Annotated in this window: 18 protein-coding genes; 11 read left to right on the top strand and 7 right to left on the bottom strand. The window is 61.7% G+C overall.

Features of this window, described 5'->3' with window-relative positions:
* The first annotated feature begins 26 nt into the window (after nucleotides 1–26).
* Genes BLV60_RS21390 through BLV60_RS21380 form a run of 3 tightly spaced genes read left to right on the top strand, consistent with a single transcriptional unit; the run spans nucleotide 27 to nucleotide 3,578 of the window.
* Nucleotides 27–1,553 (top strand): UxaA family hydrolase, encoded by a 1,527-nt coding sequence (locus BLV60_RS21390; protein ID WP_093057284.1) that lies wholly within the window; start codon nucleotides 27–29, stop codon nucleotides 1,551–1,553.
* Nucleotides 1,554–1,583: 30 nt separating this feature from the next.
* Complete coding sequence (locus BLV60_RS21385) at nucleotides 1,584–2,516, top strand: SMP-30/gluconolactonase/LRE family protein (protein WP_093057283.1); 933 nt, start codon at nucleotides 1,584–1,586, stop codon at nucleotides 2,514–2,516.
* 3 nt (nucleotides 2,517–2,519) lie between these two features.
* Nucleotides 2,520–3,578 carry a malate/lactate/ureidoglycolate dehydrogenase gene (locus BLV60_RS21380; protein WP_093057282.1) on the top strand — a complete coding sequence of 353 codons (1,059 nt, stop codon included), beginning with the start codon at nucleotides 2,520–2,522 and terminating at the stop codon, nucleotides 3,576–3,578.
* Nucleotides 3,579–3,595: 17 nt separating this feature from the next.
* Here the strand turns inward: BLV60_RS21380 and BLV60_RS21375 are convergent, their stop codons facing one another.
* The 4 genes from BLV60_RS21375 to BLV60_RS21360 all read right to left on the bottom strand — a co-directional run bounded on the left by BLV60_RS21375 (nucleotide 3,596) and on the right by BLV60_RS21360 (nucleotide 7,378).
* Nucleotides 3,596–4,483 carry a DMT family transporter gene (locus BLV60_RS21375; protein ID WP_093057281.1) on the bottom strand — a complete coding sequence of 296 codons (888 nt, stop codon included), beginning with the start codon at nucleotides 4,481–4,483 and terminating at the stop codon, nucleotides 3,596–3,598.
* A 131-nt stretch (nucleotides 4,484–4,614) separates the two neighbouring features.
* Nucleotides 4,615–5,265 carry a nucleoid occlusion factor SlmA gene (slmA, locus tag BLV60_RS21370; protein WP_093057280.1) on the bottom strand — a complete coding sequence of 217 codons (651 nt, stop codon included), beginning with the start codon at nucleotides 5,263–5,265 and terminating at the stop codon, nucleotides 4,615–4,617.
* 65 nt (nucleotides 5,266–5,330) lie between these two features.
* On the bottom strand, nucleotides 5,331–6,224 hold the full coding sequence (gene argB, locus BLV60_RS21365; protein ID WP_093057279.1) for an acetylglutamate kinase: 894 nt from the start codon (nucleotides 6,222–6,224) through the stop codon (nucleotides 5,331–5,333).
* 56 nt (nucleotides 6,225–6,280) lie between these two features.
* A complete protein-coding gene (locus BLV60_RS21360) occupies nucleotides 6,281–7,378 on the bottom strand; it encodes a glycosyltransferase family 4 protein (RefSeq protein ID WP_093057278.1) in 1,098 nt (365 codons plus the stop codon).
* A gap of 45 nt (nucleotides 7,379–7,423) precedes the next feature.
* Between BLV60_RS21360 and BLV60_RS21355 the strand changes: the two genes are divergently transcribed.
* Nucleotides 7,424–8,170, top strand: a complete 747-nt coding sequence (locus BLV60_RS21355; protein WP_093057277.1) for a glycosyltransferase — start codon at nucleotides 7,424–7,426, stop codon at nucleotides 8,168–8,170.
* Between the two features lie 13 nt (nucleotides 8,171–8,183).
* Here the strand turns inward: BLV60_RS21355 and BLV60_RS21350 are convergent, their stop codons facing one another.
* The gene (locus tag BLV60_RS21350; RefSeq protein WP_093057276.1) at nucleotides 8,184–9,167 is read right to left on the bottom strand and encodes a glycosyltransferase family 2 protein; all 984 of its coding nucleotides are present in this window, start codon (nucleotides 9,165–9,167) and stop codon (nucleotides 8,184–8,186) included.
* Complete coding sequence (locus BLV60_RS21345; protein WP_256329405.1) at nucleotides 9,167–11,029, bottom strand: glycosyltransferase family 2 protein; 1,863 nt, start codon at nucleotides 11,027–11,029, stop codon at nucleotides 9,167–9,169. The genes BLV60_RS21350 and BLV60_RS21345 overlap by 1 nt, the downstream gene beginning before the upstream one ends.
* Before the next feature lie 215 nt (nucleotides 11,030–11,244).
* Here BLV60_RS21345 and BLV60_RS21340 point away from each other — a divergent pair, with 215 nt between their 5' ends.
* Genes BLV60_RS21340 through BLV60_RS21330 form a run of 3 tightly spaced genes read left to right on the top strand, consistent with a single transcriptional unit; the run spans nucleotide 11,245 to nucleotide 14,168 of the window.
* Nucleotides 11,245–12,663, top strand: a complete 1,419-nt coding sequence (locus BLV60_RS21340; protein WP_093057274.1) for a mannose-1-phosphate guanylyltransferase/mannose-6-phosphate isomerase — start codon at nucleotides 11,245–11,247, stop codon at nucleotides 12,661–12,663.
* Nucleotides 12,660–13,463 (top strand): ABC transporter permease, encoded by an 804-nt coding sequence (locus tag BLV60_RS21335; RefSeq protein WP_093057273.1) that lies wholly within the window; start codon nucleotides 12,660–12,662, stop codon nucleotides 13,461–13,463. The genes BLV60_RS21340 and BLV60_RS21335 overlap by 4 nt, the downstream gene beginning before the upstream one ends.
* Nucleotides 13,464–13,466: 3 nt before the next feature.
* Nucleotides 13,467–14,168 (top strand): ABC transporter ATP-binding protein, encoded by a 702-nt coding sequence (locus BLV60_RS21330; protein WP_093057272.1) that lies wholly within the window; start codon nucleotides 13,467–13,469, stop codon nucleotides 14,166–14,168.
* Between the two features lie 20 nt (nucleotides 14,169–14,188).
* Here BLV60_RS21330 and BLV60_RS21325 read toward each other — a convergent pair whose 3' ends face one another.
* A complete protein-coding gene (locus BLV60_RS21325; RefSeq protein ID WP_256329404.1) occupies nucleotides 14,189–16,276 on the bottom strand; it encodes a glycosyltransferase family 4 protein in 2,088 nt (695 codons plus the stop codon).
* Between the two features lie 229 nt (nucleotides 16,277–16,505).
* Between BLV60_RS21325 and BLV60_RS21320 the strand changes: the two genes are divergently transcribed.
* The 4 genes from BLV60_RS21320 (at nucleotide 16,506) to BLV60_RS21305 (ending at nucleotide 23,580) form a co-directional block, all read left to right on the top strand.
* Nucleotides 16,506–17,825, top strand: a complete 1,320-nt coding sequence (locus BLV60_RS21320) for a class I SAM-dependent methyltransferase (protein ID WP_093057271.1) — start codon at nucleotides 16,506–16,508, stop codon at nucleotides 17,823–17,825.
* Entirely contained in the window at nucleotides 17,825–21,541 is a 3,717-nt protein-coding gene (locus BLV60_RS21315) for a glycosyltransferase (protein WP_093057270.1), read from the top strand. Before BLV60_RS21320 ends, BLV60_RS21315 begins: the two co-directional genes overlap by 1 nt.
* 135 nt (nucleotides 21,542–21,676) lie before the next feature.
* Nucleotides 21,677–22,714 carry a GDP-mannose 4,6-dehydratase gene (gene gmd / locus BLV60_RS21310; RefSeq protein WP_093057269.1) on the top strand — a complete coding sequence of 346 codons (1,038 nt, stop codon included), beginning with the start codon at nucleotides 21,677–21,679 and terminating at the stop codon, nucleotides 22,712–22,714.
* Nucleotides 22,711–23,580 carry a GDP-mannose 4,6-dehydratase gene (locus BLV60_RS21305; protein WP_093057268.1) on the top strand — a complete coding sequence of 290 codons (870 nt, stop codon included), beginning with the start codon at nucleotides 22,711–22,713 and terminating at the stop codon, nucleotides 23,578–23,580. Before gmd ends, BLV60_RS21305 begins: the two co-directional genes overlap by 4 nt.
* Nucleotides 23,581–23,640: the final 60 nt, after the last annotated feature.

Genomic DNA, 23,640 nt, shown 5'->3' with positions numbered 1-23,640 from the left:
CAAACAAGCGCCGACAGGCACTCACGATGACTCCCTACATCCGACTCCACCCCGCCGATGACGTCGTCATCGCGCGTTCGCAACTGCTCGGCGGCACCGTCGTCGAAGGCGTGGCCGTGCGCGGCCTGATTCCGCCGGGCCACAAGATCGCGATGCGCGACATCGCCCAGGGCGAGCCGGTGCGGCGCTACAACCAGATCATCGGGTTCGCGAGCAAGCCCATCGTCGCCGGCGAGCACGTGCACACGCAGAACCTGAACATGGGCCCGGACAAGGGAGACTTCGAACGCGATTACGCCTTCGGCGCCGACGTGAAGCCCGCGCCCGCGAAGCGCGAGGCCACCTTCATGGGCATCAAGCGCGCCGACGGCCGCGTGGCCACGCGCAACTACATCGGCGTGCTGACCAGCGTGAACTGCTCGGCCACGGCCGCGCGCGCCATTGCAGACCACTTCTCGCGCAAGACCAACCCGCAGGCGCTCGCGGCGTTTCCGAACGTGGACGGCATCGTCGCGCTCACGCACGGCACCGGCTGCGGCATGGACACGCAGGGCATGGGCATGCAGATCCTGGAGCGCACGCTGACGGGCTACGCCACGCACCCCAACTTTGCGGGCGTGCTGGTGGTCGGGCTCGGCTGCGAGGCCAACCAGATCAACGCCTGGCTCGCGACCGGCCACTTGGCCGAGGGCGAGAACTTCCGCACCTTCAACATCCAGGACACGGGCGGCACGCGCAAGACGGTCGAGAAGGGCGTGGCGCTCATCAACGAGATGCTGCCGCGCGCCAACGCGGCAAAGCGCGAGCCGTGCAGTGCGGCGCACATCACCATCGGGCTGCAGTGCGGCGGCTCGGACGGCTACTCGGGCATCAGCGCCAACCCGGCGCTGGGTGCGGCGGTCGACCTGCTGGTGGCGCATGGCGGCACCGCCATCCTCAGCGAAACGCCCGAGGTGTACGGCGCCGAGCACCTGCTGACGCGCCGCGCGGTGAAGCGCGAAGTGGGGCAGAAGCTGGTGGACCGCATCAAGTGGTGGGAGCACTACACCGAAATCAACGAAGGCGAGATGAACAACAACCCCTCGCCGGGCAACAAGGCCGGCGGGCTCACCACCATTCTCGAAAAGTCACTGGGCGCGGTGGCCAAGGGCGGCACCAGCAACCTCGAGGCGGTGTACGAATACGCCGAGCCCGTCACCGCGCACGGCTTCGTCTACATGGACACGCCGGGCTACGACCCGGTGAGCGCCACGGGCCAGGTGGCCGGCGGCGCCAACCTGATCTGCTTCACGACCGGGCGCGGCTCGGCGTATGGCTGCGCGCCTTCGCCCTCGCTCAAGCTCGCGACCAACTCTGCGCTGTGGCAGCGGCAGGAAGAAGACATGGACATCAACTGCGGCGAGATCGTGGACGGCACGGCGTCGATCCAGGAGATGGGCCAGCGCATCTTCGAGCTGGTGCTGGCGACCGCTTCGGGCGCGCAGTCGAAGAGCGAACAGCACGGCTACGGCCAGAACGAGTTCGTGCCGTGGCAGGTCGGCGCGGTGATGTGACGTGATGTGAATCCATCGACAAGGAACAGCATGGCCAACCTCCCCTTCGGATTTCTCGAGGGCACCGGCTTCGAGCACCGAGACCCACGCTTCAAGTCTTGCATTCCCGGCCCCGAGCGCGTGCAGCGCCTGTGGACCGGTGCGCGCTGGTGCGAAGGCCCCGTGTGGTTCGCCGCGCACCGCACGCTGGTGTGGTCGGACATTCCGAACAACCGCATGCTGCGTTACGACGAAGTCAATGGCACGGTCGGCATCTTCCGTGAGCCGTCGAACAACACCAATGGCAATACGGTCGACCGCCAGGGCCGACTCGTGAGTTGCGAGCACCTCACGCGGCGCGTGACGCGCACCGAGCATGACGGCACGATCACCGTGCTGGCCTCGCACTGGCAGGGCAAGCGTCTCAATTCGCCCAACGACGTGGTCGTGCATTCGGACGGCGCCGTGTGGTTCACCGACCCGAGCTACGGCATCCTCTCCGACTACGAGGGCCTGAAGGCAGACAGCGAAATCGGCGCCTGCCATGTCTACCGCATCGACCCGGCGAGCGGCGAAGTCGAACGCATGGCCGACGATTTCGTGAAGCCCAACGGCCTGGCGTTCTCGCCCGACGAATCGACGCTGTACATCGCCGACACGGGCGCGAGCCATGCGGCGGACGGGCCGCGGCACATTCGCCGCTTCAGTGTCGGCCCCTATGCCAGGAGGCTGGACGGCGGCGAGGTGTTCGCCGAATGCACCAACGGGCTGTTCGACGGCTTCCGGCTCGACACCGAAGGCCGCATCTGGACCAGCGCGCTCGACGGCGTGCACGCCTATCACCCCGACGGCACGCTGCTCGGCAAGATCCTGATCCCCGAGCGCGTGGCCAACGTCTGCTTCGGCGGGCCCAAGCTCAACCGCCTTTTCATCTGCGCGACCACGTCGCTCTATGCCATCACGCTGAACGCGAAGGGAGTCTGATCCATGTCCAGAACACTGGAGGCCAACGGCCTGCAAGCCACCGTCACCCGCATCCTCGAGGCCGCGGGCAGTTCACCAGCCGAAGCACAACAGGTGGCCGCCAACCTCGTGCTGGCGAACCTGAGCGGCCATGATTCGCACGGCGTGGGCATGCTGCCGCGCTACGTCGATGCGGTGGCCGAGGGCGGACTGAAGCCGAACGCAGCAGTGCGCGTCAACCTCGACATCGGTACGCTGATGGGCCTGGACGGCCAGCACGGCTATGGGCAGATCGTCGGCGTGCAGGCGATGGAGCTCGGCATTGCGCGGGCGAAGCAGCATGGCAGCTGCATCTTCACGCTCTCGCACGCGCACCATCTGGGGCGCATCGGGCACTTCGCGGAAATGGCGACGGCGCAGGGGCTGGTGGCCATGCACTTCGTCAACGTGCTGTCGCGGCCGGTTGTCGCGCCGTGGGGCGGCGGCGACGGGCGCTTTGGCACCAACCCGTGCTGCATCGGCATTCCGCTCGCGGGTGCCGAGCCCTTCGTGCTCGATTACGCGACCAGCCGCGTGGCGCAGGGAAAGATGCGCGTGGCGCACAACAAGGGCGAGCGCGTGCCCGACGGCTACCTGATCGACGAGAACGGCGCGCCGACCAACGACCCGGGCGTGGTGGTGGTGCCGCAGGGCAACGGGCTCTTCGGCGCGCTCATGACCTTCGGGGAGCACAAGGGCTACGGGATGGCGGTGGCGTGCGAGTTGCTCGGCGGTGCGCTCACTGGCGGCGGCACGTGGCACCGGCCGGCGGACACGGCGCGCACCGTGCTCAACGGTATGCTGACGGTGCTGATCGACCCGGCGCGGCTGGGAACGCAGAAGTCTTTCGACGAAGAGGCGCGTGAGTTTGTCGAGTGGCTGAGGCAGAGCCCGCCGGGGCAAGGCTTCGACGAAGTGCAGATTGCCGGCGAGCCGGAGCGCAAGGCGCGCGCGGCGCGGCGCAAGGACGGAATCTGGGTGGATGACGCGACGTGGGGAGAAATCGTCGCGGCGGGAGCCAAGGTAGGCGTGGCCGTCGCATAGGGCTTTGGCGCCGGCGGCTATCGGCGGGCACTTCGCGACTTCTGGCTCAGCACCAGCGCGATGCCTCCCAGAATTGCCACCGAAGCAGCTGCCAGCCGCGGCGTGATCGCCTCCGACAGGAACAGCACGCCGCCGAACGCAGCCAGGAGCGGCACCGACAACTGCACGGTGGCCGCGCGCATGGCCGAAAGACGGCTCAGCGCCGCATACCAGACCGCGTAGCCGAGGCCCGATGTCAACGCGCCGGAAGCGACAGCAAGCACAAGGCCGGTCGCGTCCACGCGAGCGCTGGCAGCAAACACCAGGCTCAACGCCAAGGCAAGCGGCACGGCCCGCGTGAAGTTGCGTGCCGTAGCGGCCAGCGGGTCAGCCACCCCACGGCCGCGCAAGGAATACACGCCCCACGCCACACCCGCGATCGCCATCAGCACGGCGCCGAGAAGCGGCGGCGCGGCGATGCCAGGAGACACCAGGTAGACGAGTCCGCTCGCCGCAAGGACAAAGCCGAACCATGCGAGAGCCCCGAAGCGCTCGCCGCCGGAGCGCAAGCCCACGCCGAACATCGTCAGCTGGACCGCGCCGAACAGGATCAGCGCGCCCGTGCCCGCCGACAGGCTGAGGTAGGCGAAGGAGAAGAACGCGACATAGCCGAACAGCATGACGGCGGCCAGCCAGTCGACGCGGGCGGACGAGGCCGGCGGCTGCGCCCTGAACCGCACGATGAGCCCCAGCATGAGCGCTCCCGCCACGAGCCTGACGCTGCCGAAGCTCGCTGCATCAATGCCTTTGTGCTGCAGCGCAAGCCGGCACAGGAGCGAATTGGCCGCGAACGCGAGCATGGCCACCGCCGTGAGGAGGATCGTCTGCAGCGTGGGCTGCCGGTTGTCGCGCGCGTCATCGGGCATGCGCCCTCCGTCGAGGAACCTGCGCAAACATTGGCCTGCCGCCGAGGCCCGGCGGCAAGGGGCGAGTTGATGCTACTCCGCTCGAAGACCCAAGGCGAGCCGGCCGACGCCCCGCAAGGGACGAGCGCGAATCAAACGATCAATGCGATCGTGGCTTCGAGGTGCTCGGATGGTGCGCGGCGGAAACCCGAGCGCGCAAAGCGCTGCAGCTGGCCCACGACGAAGGCCGTGAGCGCAGCGGCGCGCACCTGGGCGTCGACGCTGGGCGTGGCCGAGCCGTCGGCCGCGGCAGCCCCGCGCAACACCTGGCGCAGGGTGGCTTCGATCTTGTCGAAGAACTGGTTCATGCGCTGCTGCAGGCGTTCGTTCTCGTAGACCAGCGCGTCGCCCACCATGACGCGGGTCATGCCAGGGTTGCGCTCGGCGAACTGGACCAGCAGCGTGAGGATCTTGGCGGCCTGCTGGGCGCCGGTGGCGCCCTCGCGCTCGAGGATCTGGTTGACCAGCGTGAAGACGCTCTGCTCGATGAAATCGATCAGGCCCTCGAACATCTGGGCCTTGCTGGCGAAATGGCGGTAGAGCGCGGCCTCGCTCACTTCGAGACGGGCGGCCAACGCGGCGGTGGTGACCCGCTCGGCACCGGGCTGCTCGAGCATGGCGGCAAGCGCCTGCAGGATCTGCACGCGCCGCTCACCCGGCTTCGGGCGCTTCCGCGCCGGGGGAGTGAGCGTGTCCGCGGGGGTCTCTACGCCGGAAGCACTGGTCGTCTCTTCGTTCTGCATGGGAGCGCGTGCAAAGATGTAATCAATTGATTCTCGCACAGCGCAGTGAGCACGCGCCCACCCGTTCAACGGGCGCGGATCATCGTCCCGTAGGCCTGGTCGGTCAGGATCTCGAGCAGCATCGCGTGCGGCACCCGGCCGTCGATGATGTGCACCGCGTTCACGCCGCTCTTGGCGGCGTCGAGGGCGCCTTCGATCTTGGGCAGCATGCCGCCCGAGATGGTGCCGTCGGCGAACAGGTCGTCGATTTCGCGTGCGCTCAGGTTGGTGAGCAGCTTGCCGTCCTTGTCGAGCACGCCGGGCGTGTTGGTCAGGAGCATGAGCTTCTCGGCCTTGAGCACTGTGGCCAGCTTGCCGGCCACGACGTCGGCGTTGATGTTGTAGCTTTCGTTGTCCTCGCCGAAGCCGATGGGGCTGACGACGGGGATGAAGGCGTCGTCCTGCAGCGCCTTCACCACGCTGGGATCGATGGAGACGATGTCGCCGACCTGGCCCACATCATGGTGCACGTTGGGATCGGCGCGGTCGGCCAGCTTGAGCTTTTGCGCACGAATCAGCCCGCCGTCGCGCCCCGTGAGGCCCACCGCCTTGCCGCCGGCCTGGTTGATCAGGCCCACGATGTCCTGCTGCACCTCGCCGGCCAGCACCCATTCGACGACTTCCATGGTCTCGGCGTCGGTGACGCGCATGCCCTGGATGAAGCTGCCCTTCTTGCCCAGACGGTTGAGCGCCGCCTCGATCTGCGGGCCGCCGCCGTGCACCACCACCGGGTTCATGCCGACCAGCTTGAGCAGCACCACGTCTTCGGCAAAGTCTGCCTGCAGCGCCGGATCGGTCATGGCGTTGCCGCCGTACTTGATGACGATGGTCTTGCCGTGGAACTTGCGGATGTACGGCAGCGCCTGGGCCAGGATCTCGGCCTTGTCGCGCGGGGGGATGTTGAGGACGGGGTCGGTCATGGGCGGTCAGGCTCCAAAGCGAAGGACAGGGGAAATTCTCGCAAAGAAAGATGTCGTCAGGGGCGCAACCAGCGGGGCACCTTGAAGCGCACGATCATCAGGTACGCCCCCACATAGGTGGTGACGAACAGCAGGCAGAAGAACATCAGCACGATCGTGTTGTTCCAGAACAGCACGGCCGGCACCACCGACAGCGCGGCGAACATCCAGAGGTACGGCGAGGTGCGGTTGTTGCGCGCCAGCAGTTGCCGGGCCTCGTCGTCCGCGAAAGCCACGCGCACGATGCGCCGGAAGATCAGCTGGTGGAAATGCAGCGCATCGGCCGTGCCGGGCGACTGGCCGCGCGCCAGCTTGCGGTAGATGGAGAACAGCGTCTCCCACACCGGATAGATCAGCAGCAGCATCGGGAACCAGGGCGACACCACGCGGTGCCGCTGCACCAGCGTCACGCAGGCCACGGCGATCACCATGCCCCAGACGTAGGCCCCGCCGTCGCCGGCGAAGATCTTGCCGCGCGGGTAGTTCCAGACCAGGAAGCCGAAGGTGGCGCCGACCAGGCAGATGACCATGGCCGCCAGCTGCCGGTCGCCCACCTGCAGCGCCACGTGGGAGATGGCCAGGCAGACCAGCACGGCGACCGTGCCCGCGAGCCCGTTGTAGCCGTCGATGATGTTGAAGGCATGCGGCAGGCCGCCGATGGCCAGGGCCGCGAACAGCACTGTGGCATACGGAATCATCGCCAGCCAGCCGTCGACCGTCTCGAAGCCGGTTCGCGCCACGCCCAGCCCCAGCAGCCAGCACACAAGCAGCGCCGAACCGATGGTGAGCCCCAGCCGGTAGCGCACCTTCACGTTCTGGGTGACGTCTTCGACGATGCCGCCCAGCACCGCCGGCAAGATGCACAGCAGCGTGAGCATCGAGGTCTTGACCGGCCACGACACATTGAACGGATCGGTGCCGGTGATGCCGGCGGCCAGCCAGGCCACCCCCATGCCCACCAGGATGCCCGCACCGCCCAGGCGCGGCACGTGGCCTTTGTGGAAGCGCTGGGGCATGTCGGCGCCGTAGAGGCGGGCATGCCTGCGCGCGCGGCGCATGAACAGCTGGACCGAGAAGGCAGCGACGAAGAAACTGATGACGATCAGAGCAATCATGTGTGGGGGTTGGGGAACCCTAGAATTCCCGAGCGAAATTAGACCATGCCCACGCCCCCCTCCCCCCGCCCCCCGATCACCATTTCAATCGTGAGCCACGGCCAGCTCGCGCTGGTGCTGCCGCTGCTCGAGCAGCTGGACCGGCACAGCCGCGAAGTCATCGACAAGGTTTTGCTCACATTGAACATTCCCGAGCCCGATGTGCTCGCTGGCCGCAACTGGGGCTTCGAGGTGGAGCGGATCGAGAACGCGAGCCCCAAGGGCTTCGGTGCCAATCACAACCAGGCCTTCGAGCGCTGCGGCACGCCGTGGTTCCTGGTGCTCAACCCGGACATCCGCTTTGACAGCGACGTGCTGACGCCGTTGCTCGCGCAGGCCGCGGCCGACGCCGGCCTGCTGACGCCGCGCATCCTGGAGCCCGGCAAGGCCGAGCCGGAGCCGCACCGGGCGATGCTCACGCCGCTTGAAATCGTAGGAAGAAGGAAGCCCGGCTATGTGCGGCCGACGGTGCCCGCGTGGATTCCGGGGCTGTTCATGCTGTTTCGCAGCGAGGTCTACCGGCAGCTCGGTGGCTTCGACGAGAAATTCTTCATGTACGGCGAAGACTTCGACATCTGCGCCCGCACCCGGCTCGCGGGGTGGAAACTGCAGGTCGGCGAAGACCTGGTCGCCCGGCACGACGCGCAACGAGAAAGCCACCGGAGCAAGAAATACCTGTACTGGCACGTGACCAGCCTGCTGAAGGTGTGGCTGTCGGGGTCGTTCTGGCGGTACTGGCGGCTTCGCGGTTGACCGATCAAGTCTGTCAGCCGCGTTCGAGCAAGTCTTGCGCGATGGCGTGCCCGCCGCGGCCGAAGCGCGCATAGCGGCCGCGCGCCGCCTCGATCAGGATCGGCAGCAGACGCAGCGGCCGCGCCGCCGGAAGCTCGGCCCGGAACCGCTGATGCTCGACCTTGGCGCGCTGTGCCTCCAGGTAAGCGGCCGGCACCCGGGCGCCAAGCTGCTGCAAGCGCTGCAGCAGCGCTTCGGCCCTGCGCAGCCGTGCCACGTGCTTGTCGCCGCGTTCGGCAAAGGCCTTGGCCATCTTCTCGGACAACGTGAGCCGCCGTGCGCCGATCTGGTTGCTGGCGTGCTGGCGGTAGTCGATGGTCGGCTCGGGCAGCACGTCCATGCGGCCGATGGCTGCCGCCACGGCGGCCAGCCATTCGTCGTGCACCCACTCCGGTGCGAACGGCAGCGCTGTGTCGAGCAGGGTCTTGCGGAACATCGTGGTGGCGCCGGTCACGAGATTGCGCCGCAGCAGGACACCGAAGGCCTCGCCGCCCGCGATGGCCGCCAGTTCGGCAGGCTGCACCTCCAGCGCGTGGAAGAGCGTGGAGCCCAAGGGCTTCAGTTCGGCATCGACGAGGCGTGCGTCGGTGTGCAGCAGCAGCAGGTCGGGCCGCGCCTCGAACTGCGCCACCATGCGCGCGAGCCGGCCTGGATGCCAGGCGTCGTCCTGGTCGCACAGGGCGATGAGTTCATGGCTGCAGGCCCGCACGGCCTGCTCGAAGTTACGCGTGACGCCCAGGGGCGGCGTATTGCTGAACACGCGCAGCGCGACCTGGTCCGCCACGCCGCACTGCGCGAGGGTGTCGCGCACGACGGCCAGGGTGTCGTCGGTCGAGCCGTCGTCGGACAGCACGATCTCCCGCGGCAACGGCGTCTGCGCGCAGATGCTTCGGACCTGCTCGGGAAGATAGCGCGCGCCGTTGCGGGTGCAGAGCGCGACGGAAAGGTCGAGGGCCATCAGACCGGAGGCAGGCGGGGCGGCCAGGCGTAGCTGAAGTCTTCGCGGGCCAGCATGAGGTTGGGGCTGTAGGCGGGGTCGTTCTGGATGAGGGCGCCCCAGCGCTGGTGCATGTAGGCGGCTTCTTCCTGGAACTGTGCCTGCTTCTGCGACGAGACATCCTTGGCGCGGGTAGCGGACTCGTAGTGGAACAGCTCCGCGTAGGGCGTCCAGACGTTGCGCAGGCCCGCTTCGCGCAGCCGGAGGCAGAAGTCGATGTCGTTGAAAGATTCCTTCAGATGCACTTCGTCAAGGCCGCCGACTTCGAGGTAGTGGCACTTCTGGATCACGAGGCAGGCCGCGGTGACCGCGGAGAGCGTCTGGATCAACGCCGCGCGGCCAGCATAGCCTTCGCGGCCCATCGGCATGCGGCGGTGCGAATGCGCGGCAATGCCCCCCACGCCCAGGATCACGCCGGCGTGCTGCAGAGTCTTGTTGGGGAACCACAGCCGCGCCCCCACGGCGCCCACGCCCGGCTGCACCGCAAGGCTCACCATCTCACTGAGCCAGTCCGGCGTGATGACCTCGATGTCGTTGTTGACCAAGGCCACTAGTTCGCCATTGGCCGCGGCAACCGCGCCGTTGTTCAGTGCCGCGTAGTTGAAATCGCGGTCGTCGCGCAGCACGCGGACATTCGGCTTCTCTGCGGCAATGCGCTTGAACCAGGCCAGCGTGTCCGGATCGTCGGAGCCGTTGTCGACGATGATGATTTCGTAGTTCGAATAGCTGGTTTTCTCCAGAATCGACTCGACGCATTGCCGGGTCAGCTGCAAGGCGTTGCGTGTCGGGATGATCACGGAAACCAGCGGTAAGACATCAGGCAAGGCGTAATGCACGCGGTACCCGAAATCGAGGTGTTCGGCTGTGGCACGCACGCCGGTGCGCATGAAATGCTCGTTCAGCGCGCGCTCGCCTGCAAGGGCAGCATAGGGCTTGGCGCTCATCGAACGGGCCGTGCTTTCGACGTGCACGCGCCAGTGGTACAGCACGCGCGGAATGTGCTGGATCTGGCTGGGCTGTATCCGCTCCATGCAGCGCAGCACCAGATCCCAGTCCTGCGAGCCTTCCATGCCGACGCGGAAGCCCTCGACAGAACGCATCAGTTCGGTCGAAAGCACGCCCAGATGGCTGAACATGTTCTGCGAGCGGAAGAGATCGACGTTCCAGTCCGACTTGAAATAGGGCCCGAACCGGTGCCCACCCTCATCGACCTTGTCTTCGTCGGAATAGATCAGCTTCACGTCAGGATGGGTCGCGATGCAATCGGCCACCCAGAAAAGCGCGTGGGCCGGCAGCAGGTCGTCGTGGTCCATGAGCGCAACCCAGGAGCCCGAGACCAGTTCCAGCGCACTGTTGGAAGCGGCCGAGATGTGACCGTTTTTCGGGCGAAATACCACCTTGATGCGCGGGTCGCTCTCGCTGTACAACTTGAGGATCTCGCGCACCTCGGCCGAAGGCGATGCGTCATCGGCAATGCAGAGCTCCCAATTCGGATAGATCTGGCTGCGCACCGACTCGATGGCCTCGCGCAGCCACGCGGGGTTGGGGTTGTAGGTGGGCATCACGACCGAAATCAGCGGCCGGTCTTTCAGGGCAGCCACGCGCTGGGCGATCTTGTCGCGCAATTCGGGAGTAAGGGTGTCATAGCGCTGCACCCACTTCGTATAGTCGTTGTAGCCGCCGAAGCGCCGGCCCAGTTCCCAGCGGATGCCCGCCCAACCCGACTTCTTGAACATTCGCAATGCCCGCTGCACGCGCCCCATCATTCCGGGGCCTTGCCAGAGTCCGGCCAGGCCGAGGATGAATCGATAGACAGATTTCATAGAAATTGCGCACCCGCGAGGCGGATGAGGCGGAGCTTGTGAGGAAATACCTGAAATAGACAGGGCGATGCCGAAACATGGCGTCGCTGGCCTTGCGGGAGGGGATTATCTTCGCAACCAGCCGCCGCAAAGGACGGCGGCGGCCGTTTCACTCCTACGCCGGACGTCGGAGGGCTGCCCGTAAAATTGGTCGGTCAAAAAGCTAAAGGAAAACAATGAGGCTACTCTCTGTGGTGCTCTCGGGAGGCGCCGGCTCCAGGCTCTGGCCTGCTTCGCGTCAGGCTTTTCCCAAGCCATTCATGAAAATCGGCGACTCCACGCTGCTTCAACAGGCTGTCGAGCGTGGACAGGCCTGCGGGACCGGTGACCTGATGGTCGTGACCAACAAGGACCATCTGTTCCTCACGAAGGACGTGCTCGGGCAGATGAGCGACCCGCCCACCACCACCTTTCTCCTCGAGCCCAAGGGGCGCAACACCGGTCCGGCCATTGCACTGGCAGCGCTTCAGTGTGTTCGGCAGTTCAGCGGTGACACGGTGATGCTTGTCCTGTCCGCGGACCACCTCGTGCCGGACGTGGAAGCTTTCGTCGCCAGTGCAACAGAAGCCTTCCGCCTCGCCCAGGAAGGCAATCTCGTGGTTTTCGGAGTGAGCCCGACGAGCCCAGATACGGGCTTCGGCTACATCGAGGTCGAACATGTCTCGCGCGAGAGCCAGGAAGTCAAGCGCTTCGTCGAGAAGCCCGACCTCGAGACGGCGCAGAAGTACCTGGCCACCGGCCGTTACTACTGGAACAGCGGCATGTTCGCGTTCACTGCCGACACCATCATCGCGGCGCTCGAGAAGCACGCCCCCGAGGTGATAAGGGCGGCAAGGCGCGCACTCGAAACCGCCAAGACCTCCGGCGCATCGGTCAATTTCGATCTGCATGCGTTCGGTTTGCAGCCGGACATCAGCATCGACTACGCGGTGCTGGAGCACGCCTCGAATGTCCATGTGGTGCCAGCCAAGTTCAGCTGGAGCGACGTGGGTTCGTGGCCCGCGGTGTCCAACGCTCTGACGCCTGACGCCAGCGGTAACACGCTTCCCGACGACGTCGTCGCCCTCGACACGACGGGCACGCACGTGCAGGTCGAAAGTTATGGCCCCAAGGTCGTTGCCACCGTTGGCGTTCACGACCTCGTGATTGTCGACACGCCCGATGCGCTGCTGGTTCTGCACAAGGACAGCGCGCAAAAGGTGAAAAAGGTCGTCGACGTGCTCAAGGCTCGCAAGCACGACACGGTGCACCTGCCGCCGGTGGTCCACCGTCCGTGGGGCACGTATGCCTCGCTCAAGGAAGAGGAAGGCTACAAGGTCAAGCGCATCACCGTCAGACCCGGCGAAGCGCTGTCCCTGCAATACCATCACCAGCGCGCGGAACACTGGGTGGTCGTACAGGGGCGCGCCATCGTGCAAATCGGAGACACCGAGCACGAGACGCTCCCGGGCCAGTATCGGTACATTCCCCTGAAGGAAAAACACCGCCTGACCAATATCGGCGACGAGGAGCTCGTGCTCATCGAAGTCCAGTGCGGCGGCTACCTGGGCGAAGACGACATCGTCCGCCTCGCAGACACTTACGGCCGTACATGAGTCAAGTCCATTCCAATCTTCACCGAAGCGCCCTGTCCGACTGGTGGCAAGGCACCCGCCGCACCGATATCTGGTGGACCCTTGCCTGGTTCGACATCGTCCTGCGCTATCGCCGCTCCATGCTCGGCCCGATGTGGCTCACCTTGAGCATGGGCGTGATGATCGGTGGCATGGGGCCGCTGTACAGCTCGCTGTTCGGCACCGAGCTCTCGCGCTTCTTTCCTCACCTGGCACTGGGCATCATCTTCTGGGGCTTTTTCTCCAGCATCGTGACGGATGCATGCAACGCCTTCGTCGGGTCGTCGAACTACCTCAAGCAGGGCTACTTTCCGATCAGCCTGTTCGTCTGGCGAAGCCTGGCACGCAACCTGATCCAGTTTGCACACCAGATCGTGCTCTACATCCCCGTGGCGATCTGGGCCGGCATTTCGCTGTCCTGGTCAGTCCTGCTCGTCCTTCCTGCCTTCGCCATCCTGATCGTCAACGCGCATGCGCTGGGCCTGCTGCTGGGACTGATCTGCACCCGCTATCGCGACGTCACGCAGATCGTCACCAGTGTGATGCAGATGCTGATGTTTCTGACGCCGGTGTTCTGGCTACCCGAGAGTCTTCCCGGCCGCGCCAAGTACGTGCTGTGGAATCCGTTTGCGCAGATGCTGGACCTGCTTCGCACGCCTCTGATGGGCGGCGTTGCACATATCCACAGCTGGATCGGCATCCTGTTCTGGACGGTGTTGTGCCTGACTCTTGCCATCCTTCTGTTCTCGAAGTACCGCCGCCGCGTCGTCTACTGGCTCTGATCCATGGCATTCATCTCACTCAAAAACGTCGCCGTCAACTTTCCGATCTATGGCGCTGGCGCCAACTCCCTAAAGAAAACGCTTGCAGCCTCCGTGACCGGTGGGCGCTTCGGCAAGGAAACTGGCGTGACCGTGGTGCAGGCGCTCAGCGGCATCAACCTCGAGCTCAAGAGCGGTGACCGGCTCGGCCTGGTAGGCCACAACGGTGCGGGCAAGTCGACATTGCTGCGCACGCTGGCCGGCGTCTATGAGCCATCCTCAGGAGAGTTCGCGCGCCAAGGCTCAGTAGCCAGCTTGATCGACCCTTCGCTGGGCATCGAAATGGATGCGACGGGCGTGGAGAACATCATGCTGCGCGGCCTGGTGATGGGCATGAGCAAGAAGGAGATCGATCGCCTTACGCCTGACATCTGCGAATTCAGCGGCCTGGGCGAGTATGTGAACATGCCCGTGCGCACCTACTCGACCGGCATGATGATGCGTCTGGCGTTCTCAATCTCTACCAGTGTCGAAGCCGACATCCTGCTCATGGACGAATGGCTCTCGGTGGGTGACGCGGAATTCACCGAAAAGGCCGAAAAGCGGATGCGGGACGTGGTCTCGAAGTCCGGCATCCTGGTGCTCGCATCACATTCACCGGAACTCATTGCCAAGGAATGCAACCGAGTGATCCACCTCGAACACGGGCGAATCGTCGAGCGCTAGCAGGTTCGGGCTGACTACAGTCAGCGCGACGAACGTCTGGCTGCATTGATTTCAACAAGCCGCTCCCTAATGCGCCCGCCAGCAGCTTGGAGCGAAAGGCGATCTTGCGCGCTTCTTTGGGCTGCAGCACCCAGGTCGCGCGCCCACTGCGGGTCATCGTAAACTTTGCGCATCAGTTGCGCCGCGTGCTCGATAGAAGGCTCCGCCCAAAGATCGTTGGCTGAATAAGGCGGAATATTCTTGCCGACAGTCACCAGTTGATAGTCAACCAACAAACTATTCGAGTCGTCCATGAAGTCGACGTTGCCGGAGTAGTTGGTGGCGATGACTGGCTTACCCATCAACATCGCCTCAGCCATGGTTAGCCCAAGCCCCTCGCTGCGATGCAGAGACGTGTAGGCATCGCAGGCATTCATCAACGAGAGAATTTCATCGGATGAGTAAACCTCATTAATCAATCGAATATTCAGGCCCTTGGCAGCAGCACGCAGCATCTCGAACTGCTCAGGGTGCCTCTCTCCGAAGGATGTCTTGAGCACAAGCGTCACTGGCTCATCTTCGGCAAATGCCATTTGAAATGCGCGGATGAGGCCCAGCGGATTTTTTCGCTCCATCACACTCATCATGTGGAAGGTGAAAAGAAACGTGAATGATTGCTCAGGTAGATCGAAGTGCGCTCGGGGTCGCGGCGCAAATGGTTGAAGTTGGGCACCGGGAAAGAGCGTTTTGACCGGGACGGAAAGACGCGCACGCAACCCCTGCGCCACGAAATGCGTTGCGGCCCAGACTTCATCGACCGCATGGGTATTCCAGTCCGCGGGCACCGACGGAAATTCCCAATACCAGTAAGCAATCTTATAGGGCCGAGGCACTCGCTCTATCAGGTCTGCCCGGCGATATGCATCTTCGAACAACGGGTCAGGTTGTACGTGCACGAGGCTGACGTCGTAGATCTCGGTTCCCGAGAAATTCACGTGGAAAGGGTCGTCGTTAATGTCCGTTCGCATGTCGCGCAGCGACGTCGGCGTACCTGCAAGACGTAGGCCCTCGACGATCGACTCGGTCGACACGCGCAGCCCTGACGGGTAGCAAAAATGACCGATAACATTCAAACCAGGAGAGGCCAGTTCCGTAGCGACTTCGCCCACGTCCAAATTGCAGCACCATTCGAGCGCTGATTCAGGCAGCCCCGCGTCCGTCGTAAGCAGCCAGTTCAAGAGCCTGATCGCTTGCGATACATCACTCATCGCAAGCGGAAACATCTCCTGCCAGATCGGTCGTGCCCAATAGGCCCTGCGGAGCTGTACGACTGGAGCATCACTCGATGGCCAGTGCGTCGAGTGCAACCAGCTCGATGCGCCTGGGTAAGACAAAGCAAACCATTCCAAAAACCGCGACTCTCCGAACACAGTCAACGCCTCGGGATTTTCTTGTTGCCAAAGCGGAGTAAACAGGTAGGCCAGCTTCAGTTCATGAAGAGGATCCTCTCGACTTTGTAGGAACAACCACCACACCTCTTCCGGTCTCAGTTGCCCTTGGTTGAGCTCGAAGTTCATGAACCAGAAAAAGAGCGCCGGCTGACCTGACGGGGTCAGCCCGTGAGGAAGCACCGACCTCACCTCCTCTCTGACCATGAGGACTTGCCGCGCGCGCGCCGCCACCTGCTGATCCAGGACGTTTACGACCATTCGCTGCGCTTCACCGGAAAGCCCCAGTGCCAAGGCTGCGTCCGGAGTTCCAAGCCAGACGCCGAAAGGGCCGCTCGCCCCATCAGAGAGTGCCCTGGGAAATCTGACCCGCAAGTTCTTGTCCGACCGAAGTAGATCGATGCAGAAGCGCGCGGCCGACCATGGATCCGACACGGCTGCAACAGCTTGTTTGGGCCACAGGAAATTGGTGACCGGCAAGCGGGCAACCGCCTGAACACTGTCATCGTCGAAGAGATCGAACATCGACGGGAAATAAGGCATCTTCTGGTCAAACCGCCAGACCTCGAGACGTGATCGCTCACGCTGCAGAAAATCTTGTCGCAGGCGCCCTTGCTCTTCAATCAGGGCTCTCTGCCTCAAGGCAGCCAGCCGGCGCCGCGCATGCCAAGGCGTGATCAACCACCAAAGCGCCTTAACGGCACGCCTTCCATGGTGGCGCAACAGACTTCCGATTTTCAACACAACTTTTACTGGCCGAAGCCGCCTCTTGACACGAATTTGTAGTTTAAGTTGCCGGCCAGTTCGAAAAGCTGGCACACGCTCATAAAATGTGCAGGACAGATACGCGTCACTCGGACGATTCTCGGTAGCGGCTGAAGCCGGACCCGGGAGATGAATAACTTGCTCAATGAATCAACCAGACTTTTATCGTGCGTTTGAAGATCGCCATCGCGGCTCGCGCGAATTGATTAAAGCCCGATTAGAGGTATACAAGCCCTTTGTCCAACCCTTGCGCGACCTGATGCAGTCTTCTCGCGCGCTGGACTTGGGTTGTGGCCGCGGTGAATGGCTCGAGCTTACAGAACAATGGGGATTCGACGGTCAAGGCGTTGACTTAAGCGAGGGTATGCTGGAAGCGTGCCGACAAAGGGGGCTGAAGGTTGAGCGCGACGATGCACTACAGAAGCTGCATAGCATGGCGCCTGGAAGCCTGGTTCTCATTACCGCCTTCCATTTGATAGAGCACATTCCTTTCGATCAGGTTCGCGAACTTATCGATGCATCGCGACACGCGCTGTGCCCTGGTGGACTGCTGATTCTGGAAACACCCAACCCGGAAAATCTTATTGTAGGAGCGACCAACTTCTACCTCGATCCAACGCACATCCGACCTGTTCCTCCTTTACTGCTGAGCTTCGCAACGGAACACGCCGGCTTCACTCGCAACAAGGTGGTCCGCCTGCAGCAGCCGGAACTTGCTCCCGGAAGGCTTGGCATCTCAGACGTCTTGGGGGCGGTCAGCCCGGACTACAGCGTGATCTGCCAAAAAGCCGCGGATTCAGACGTCATGCAGCGGTTTGACGTTGCGTTTGAAGGCGAGCACGGCGTCTCGCTCGAGTCACTTGCTCACGACTACGACGCGCGATGGGTGGCAAAATTTACCGCGTACGACAGCCAGATCGACATACGTATGCGCCAGATGCACGCTCATGCACGCCAAGCTGACGCACGCGCGCGGCAGGCGCGCATTTGGGCGCAGAACGCCGAAGCACGATCCGACCTCACCGAATTCAAGCTCAGTGAAGCGACCGCACTTTTGTTGCGGATCGAGCAGCAATTAGGCGTCGCGCAAGCGCATCTTCATGCGGTTTTGGAAAGCAATTCATGGCGCTTGACCGCGCCACTCCGCGCGCTGATCAAGCCTGCGCGCCGGTTAACCCACGCGGCACGAGAAGGGCGACTGGGCAGCGGTATCAAGCGCCGTATCAAATCGCTCATCAGAGCCACCGCCGCTCAAGTCAATCGCCGTCCACTCCTGAAACGGAGTGCTCACCGAATACTCAATTGCGTACCGCCTTTGAAACGTCGCTTAGCAGCCATGTTGGCACCGGTACAGGCCGCCGCTTGGACCGACAACATGACACAGGCACCGGACACCTTATCGCCGGATGCATGCGCCATCCTTCGTCAACTCAAACAAAGCCAGCGCGGACTGGAAAAAATCTGATGCGGATAGTGCTCGACCTTCAAGGCGCCCAATCGATCGGCAGCAGAACGCGAGGTATTGGAAGATATACATCCTCGTTGGCGCAGGCAATAGCGCGCCGCTCGCACGATCACGAAATCGTGTTGGCGCTCAATGGCTGCTTCCCCGAAGCGATCGACGAGATAAGGACAAACTTTGACGGGCTAGTCGATCCGAAGAACATGCGAGTTTGGTATGCAGCTCCGCAATCCACCAGCGCCAACGGTAGACAAGCACAAGAGAAAATCTACGAGGCATTCTTGGCGAGCCTCCAACCTGATGTTGTCCATGTTGGCAGTCTGTTCGAAGGCTTAGGCGACGCATCTGTAACGAGCGTGGGCAGCTTCGCTGCGATGCCGACTGCGGTCACCTTGTATGACCTCATTCCGTTGATTCACCCCCACCCATACCTTGACAACACCTCGGTGCGTGCTTGGTATATGAAGAAAATTACGGCACTTCAGCGCGCTGACATGTGGTTTGCGATATCGGAGTCTTCGCGCCAAGAAGGGATAACGCAGTTGGCGTTGGATCCAGACCGGTGCGTCAATGTTTCGACAGCAGCCTACGATCACTTCAAGCAAGTTGTAGTCACTCCAGATCGCGAACAAGATCTACGGCAGCGCTATGGCTTGCACAAGCCGTTCGTGATGTACACCGGTGGCATTGACCACCGAAAGAACATCGAAGGTTTGATCAAAGCCTTCGCACGTCTTCGCGGGGATTTGCGTCGCAACCATCAACTGGCCATTGTGTGCTCCGCACGGCCAGAAGATCGCAGTCGACTATTGCAACTCGCCCGTGAGCAAGGGCTGGATGATGGTGCGGTGGTCGTTACAGGGTTTGTGCCCGAACCAGATCTCGTGAATTTCTACAATCTGTGTGCGCTGTTCGTCTTTCCGTCTTGGCACGAAGGATTCGGGCTGCCTGCGCTCGAAGCCATGCAATGCGGTGCTGCTGTGATCGGCGCCAATACGTCAAGCCTCCCAGAGGTCATTGGTCGCGATGACGCCCTTTTCGACCCGCGTGACGAAGTGTCGATCGAGAGGAAGATGGCGGAGGCACTGACCGACCAGGCCTTTCGCGCGGCCTTGGTCACCCACGGCCTTGAGCAAGCAAAAAAGTTTTCGTGGGACAAGTCCGCCAAGCGCGTACTTGCGGGACTGGAAGCTCTACATGCATCCTCGTCGTCCCGCGGCTCGGCTGAAATAAAAAGACGCCAACTACGCCCGAGGCTCGCCTATATTTCGCCGCTTCCTCCAGAGCGAAGTGGCATTGCGGACTACAGCGCGGAGCTTCTTCCGGAACTTGCCCGATATTATGAAATAGATCTAATTACGGAATTAGAGGGACTCGAAGACACCCCCTTGGCACAGTCATTTGCCATAAGGGATATCGAATGGTTCAGGCAGAATGCAAATGCATTTGATCGCGTCTTATATCACTTCGGCAATTCCGACTTTCACGAGCACATGTTCGCGCTCGCAGCAGAAATACCTGGCGTAGTGGTATTGCATGATTTCTTTTTGGGCAACGTTCAGATTAACAGAGAGCGTTTTAGCCACCAACAGAATAAATGGACCGAGACGCTGTACGAATCACACGGCTATTCAGCAGTCAAAGAGCGTTTTGAAACCCTGAATATTGCGGAGGTTGTATTCAAATACCCGAGCAATTTTGATGTGATCCGTCATGCCCAGGGAGTCATCGTCCATTCGCCATATTCTTTGCAACTTGCAGATAAATGGATTGAAAAATCCGCAACGGCAAACTGGACATTGATTCCGCTTTTGCGAAAACCGACTACCAATACCGCCATCCAACGTTCGGAGGCGCGCGCGCGGCTAGGACTTAGAGACGATGATATTCTGGTGAGTGCGTTTGGCATGCTGGGCCCAACGAAACTCAATCATCGCCTCATTCAATCTTGGCTTGCATCATCCTTGGCCAAAGACCCGCATTGTAGGCTTGTATTCGTTGGCGACAACGACAAGGGTGAGTACGGAGTGCAGATACAGCATGATGTGACTACCGCGCAATCGAATATTGATATCACCGGCTGGGTGGATAAAGGAGAATTTCAAGACTATTTGCGCGCGACCGATGTAGCCGTTCAGTTAAGAACCAACTCCCGCGGAGAAACCTCGGCCGCAGTTCTGGACGCGATGAACTATCAAGTGGCAACAATTGCAAACGCCAATGGATCTATGGCTTTTTTGCCGGAAAATTCTTTATGGCTGTTGCCAGATGAATTCACTGATGCACAGTTAATTGATGCCATTGAAACACTTAGGGCCGCACCCGAAGAACGCAAAAAAATAGGCAAAAAAGGACACGACTCGGTTTGCGAACTGCACGCTCCGGAAATCTGTGCGCGGCGCTACTTTGACGCAGTCGAGGCATTTGCATCCAAGGCATCGCGCGCGCGCGATGGCCTTATTCGATCCATCGGGCAAAACAACAAGCTGACGCAAACTGAATTTGTGGAAATCGCGAAAAGCATCGCAGCAACACTACCGCTGGCAGCTCCGAAACGCCAATTACTCGTAGACGTGTCCGAATTGGTTCGCCGGGACTCGCAAAGTGGCATTCAGCGCCTTGTGAAATCGATGTTGCAGGCGCTATTCGCAGCCCCACCCGATGGTTATCGAATTGAGCCGGTCTACGCAGTCCTTGGAGAAATGGGCTATAAATACGCAAGGCAGTTCACACTGAATTTTCTTGGCTGCCCCGCAGAGGGTCTTCAAGACGCAATCATCGATGCGCGTGCAGGTGATATTTTTGTAGGCCTCGACCTTCAGCCCGAAATCGTGCCTTTGCAAGGTGAATTCTTCCAGCGCTTGCGGCACATCGGGGTACGCGTCGAATTCGTTGTATACGATTTGTTACCCGTCATTCTGAGTTCTAGATTCGCCAAAAATTTAAGTGACGGGCATGAGCGATGGCTCAAAGCAGTAGCTGAAAATCACGGTGCACTTTGCATTTCCCAAGCTGTTGCCGATGAGTTCGCCTCCTGGCTTGCGGATAATGCAACTGCTCGCGATAGGGGCCGTTTCGATATTCGAGCATTCCACTTAGGTGCTGATCTTGCCTCTTCAAAGCCAAGCGTCGGCCTCCCCGCAAATGCGTCCGCCACGCTAGACATGATCACATCGAAACCGAGTTTTTTGATGGTCGGCACCGTCGAGCCCCGAAAGGGGCACGAACAAGTCCTGGACGCCTTTGAGAAACTGTGGTCCGTCGAGGGATTGGATGTCAGCCTTGTGATCGTCGGCAAGCAGGGCTGGATGGTTGACGAATTGGTCAAGCGCCTGCACAACCACCGTGAGCAAGGCACGCGTCTGTTCTGGTTGGAAGGCATCAGCGACGAGTACCTCGAGCGCGTATATGCGTCCGCTTCTTGCCTGATTGCAGCCTCCGAAGGGGAAGGCTTTGGTCTGCCGCTTATCGAGGCTGCACGACACAAATTGCCCATTATTTCGCGCGACCTACCCGTCTTCAGGGAGGTGGCCGGCACCCATGCGATGTACTTTACCGGCAACGAAGTTGCAATCGCAAAAGTCGTCACCGAATGGATTCAACTGTCCAAAACCGGAAGCCACCCCTCCTCCGACAACATGCCCTACCTCACTTGGCAGCAAAGTGCCGAGCAGTTCAAAGCCGCGCTATTTGATCGACCCCCGATGACCCGGCAGTGAAGCATCTGCAACGAAGATCGCTCGGGGGTGTTCAGTTCTCATAGGAGCATGCTTCAGAATATGGCCCGTCGTTGAGACGCTCGACTCAGTCTGCACATCCATGTGCACCACCACGAAACCAGGAAAGAAATTAGTATGAAGAAGCGCGCTGTTGTCACAGGCATCACTGGCCAGGACGGTGCCTACTTGGCGGAATTGTTGTTGGCCAAGGGCTACGTGGTCTACGGGACCTATCGCCGCACGAGCTCCGTCAACTTCTGGCGCATCGAAGAACTCGGACTGCAGAACAATCCCGACCTTCACCTCGTGGAGTACGACCTGACCGATCTGGGCAGTTCGATCACGCTGCTCAAGGACGCAAGGCCGGATGAGGTCTACAACCTGGCGGCGCAGAGCTTCGTCGGCGTGAGCTTCAACCAGCCCGCAGCCACGGCACAGATCACGGGCATCGGCGCGCTGCATCTGCTCGAGGCCATCCGCCTGGTCAACCCGAAGATCCGTTTCTACCAAGCATCGACGTCCGAAATGTTCGGCAAGGTGCAGGCCATTCCACAAATTGAAGACACCCCCTTCTACCCGCGCAGCCCGTACGGCGTGGCCAAGCTGTACGCACACTGGATGACCATCAACTACCGCGAGAGCTACGGCATCTTCGGTAGCAGCGGCATCCTGTTCAATCACGAGAGTCCGCTACGCGGTCGCGAGTTCGTCACGCGCAAGATCACCGACAGCGTCGCCAAGATCAAGCTCGGCAAGCTAGACGTGCTGGAGCTGGGCAACCTCGACGCCAAGCGCGACTGGGGCTTTGCGAAGGAATACGTCGAAGGCATGTGGCGCATGCTGCAGGCCGATGAGCCCGACACCTTCGTGCTCGCGACTAACCGCACCGAGACCGTCCGCGACTTCGTCAAGCTCGCGTTCAAGGGCGCCGGCATTGCCGTCGACTTCAAGGGCTTGGGCGAATCCGAAACCGCAGTCGACACTGCCACCGGCAAGACCGTGATGCGCGTGAATCCCAAGTTCTATCGCCCCGCCGAAGTCGAACTGCTGATCGGCGACCCCGCCAAGGCCAAGGCCAAGCTCGGCTGGGCTCCTGCCACGACGCTGGAACAGCTGTGCCAGATGATGGTGGAAGCCGACCTGCGGCGTAACCAGCAGGGCTTCTCGTTTTGAAGATCTTGTTGACAGGCGCGCAGGGCTTCACGGGACGCGTGTTCGCGAGTCGTGCAACAGAAGCAGGGCATGAGATCGCGCCACTTCGCGCAGACCTCACCGATGACGAAGCGTTGCGAAGTGAAATTGGTGTTGGAAGCTATGACGCGGTCGTTCATCTGGCCGCGATCAGCTTCGTGGGTCATGCGGAGGAACGCGCGTTCTACGACGTGAATGTCGTCGGGACAACGAGCCTGTTGGATGCCCTGCTCGAACTGCCCGCGCCTCCAAGGCGCGTGTTGTTGGCAAGCAGTGCGAACGTGTATGGCAACAGCACCGAGTCACCCTTGACGGAAACCCATCCGCCGGCGCCGGTCAACCACTACGCGACAAGCAAGCTCGCCATGGAGTACATGGCGCGCACTTACAGTGATCGACTGAACATCGTCACAACGAGGCCGTTCAACTACACCGGCCCCGGGCAGGACGTGAACTTCGTGATTCCCAAACTGGCAAAGCACTTTGCGGAACGCGCGGAATCCATTGCCTTGGGAAACCTCGACGTCGAGCGCGAATTCAACGATGTGCGAATGGTGTGCGACGCATACCTGATGCTTCTAGACCATGGGGAAGCAAGCGAGATATACAACGTATGCTCGGGCCAGCCCTATATGTTGCAGCACATCATCGACGTGTTCACGCGAATATCCGGGCACAAAATCCAGGTCAACGTGAATCCAAAGTACGTTCGCCCTAACGAGGTACATCGCCTTTGCGGCAGCCCCGACAAGCTTGCGACAATGCTGGCCGGGCACGGTCTCTCCCTAAAGGCGCCGCCGCTTGAAGATACGCTGAGACGAATGTTGGATAGCTTCTTGATCGCTTAGGCATCCGCGGCAAAATGCGCGGATCAGAATCGCTGTTTCGTGCAAAGAACGCTTCCGACG

This window comes from Variovorax sp. YR634 (assembly GCF_900106655.1).
Classification (GTDB): domain Bacteria; phylum Pseudomonadota; class Gammaproteobacteria; order Burkholderiales; family Burkholderiaceae_C; genus Variovorax.
The sequence above is the reverse complement of the archived record's forward strand: the minus strand, read 5'-3'. Positions and strand labels throughout refer to the sequence as shown.

Excerpts from the sequence above, each read along its gene's own strand:
- BLV60_RS21390 (WP_093057284.1), top strand. The coding sequence starts at position 27 with ATGACTCCCTACATCCGACTCCACCCCGCCGATGACGTCGTCATCGCG.
- BLV60_RS21385 (WP_093057283.1), top strand. The coding sequence starts at position 1,584 with ATGGCCAACCTCCCCTTCGGATTTCTCGAGGGCACCGGCTTCGAGCAC.
- BLV60_RS21380 (WP_093057282.1), top strand. The coding sequence starts at position 2,520 with ATGTCCAGAACACTGGAGGCCAACGGCCTGCAAGCCACCGTCACCCGC.
- BLV60_RS21375 (WP_093057281.1), bottom strand. The coding sequence starts at position 4,483 with ATGCCCGATGACGCGCGCGACAACCGGCAGCCCACGCTGCAGACGATC.
- slmA (WP_093057280.1), bottom strand. The coding sequence starts at position 5,265 with ATGCAGAACGAAGAGACGACCAGTGCTTCCGGCGTAGAGACCCCCGCG.
- argB (WP_093057279.1), bottom strand. The coding sequence starts at position 6,224 with ATGACCGACCCCGTCCTCAACATCCCCCCGCGCGACAAGGCCGAGATC.
- BLV60_RS21360 (WP_093057278.1), bottom strand. The coding sequence starts at position 7,378 with ATGATTGCTCTGATCGTCATCAGTTTCTTCGTCGCTGCCTTCTCGGTC.
- BLV60_RS21355 (WP_093057277.1), top strand. The coding sequence starts at position 7,424 with ATGCCCACGCCCCCCTCCCCCCGCCCCCCGATCACCATTTCAATCGTG.
- BLV60_RS21350 (WP_093057276.1), bottom strand. The coding sequence starts at position 9,167 with ATGGCCCTCGACCTTTCCGTCGCGCTCTGCACCCGCAACGGCGCGCGC.
- BLV60_RS21345 (WP_256329405.1), bottom strand. The coding sequence starts at position 11,029 with ATGAAATCTGTCTATCGATTCATCCTCGGCCTGGCCGGACTCTGGCAA.
- BLV60_RS21340 (WP_093057274.1), top strand. The coding sequence starts at position 11,245 with ATGAGGCTACTCTCTGTGGTGCTCTCGGGAGGCGCCGGCTCCAGGCTC.
- BLV60_RS21335 (WP_093057273.1), top strand. The coding sequence starts at position 12,660 with ATGAGTCAAGTCCATTCCAATCTTCACCGAAGCGCCCTGTCCGACTGG.
- BLV60_RS21330 (WP_093057272.1), top strand. The coding sequence starts at position 13,467 with ATGGCATTCATCTCACTCAAAAACGTCGCCGTCAACTTTCCGATCTAT.
- BLV60_RS21320 (WP_093057271.1), top strand. The coding sequence starts at position 16,506 with ATGAATCAACCAGACTTTTATCGTGCGTTTGAAGATCGCCATCGCGGC.
- BLV60_RS21315 (WP_093057270.1), top strand. The coding sequence starts at position 17,825 with ATGCGGATAGTGCTCGACCTTCAAGGCGCCCAATCGATCGGCAGCAGA.
- gmd (WP_093057269.1), top strand. The coding sequence starts at position 21,677 with ATGAAGAAGCGCGCTGTTGTCACAGGCATCACTGGCCAGGACGGTGCC.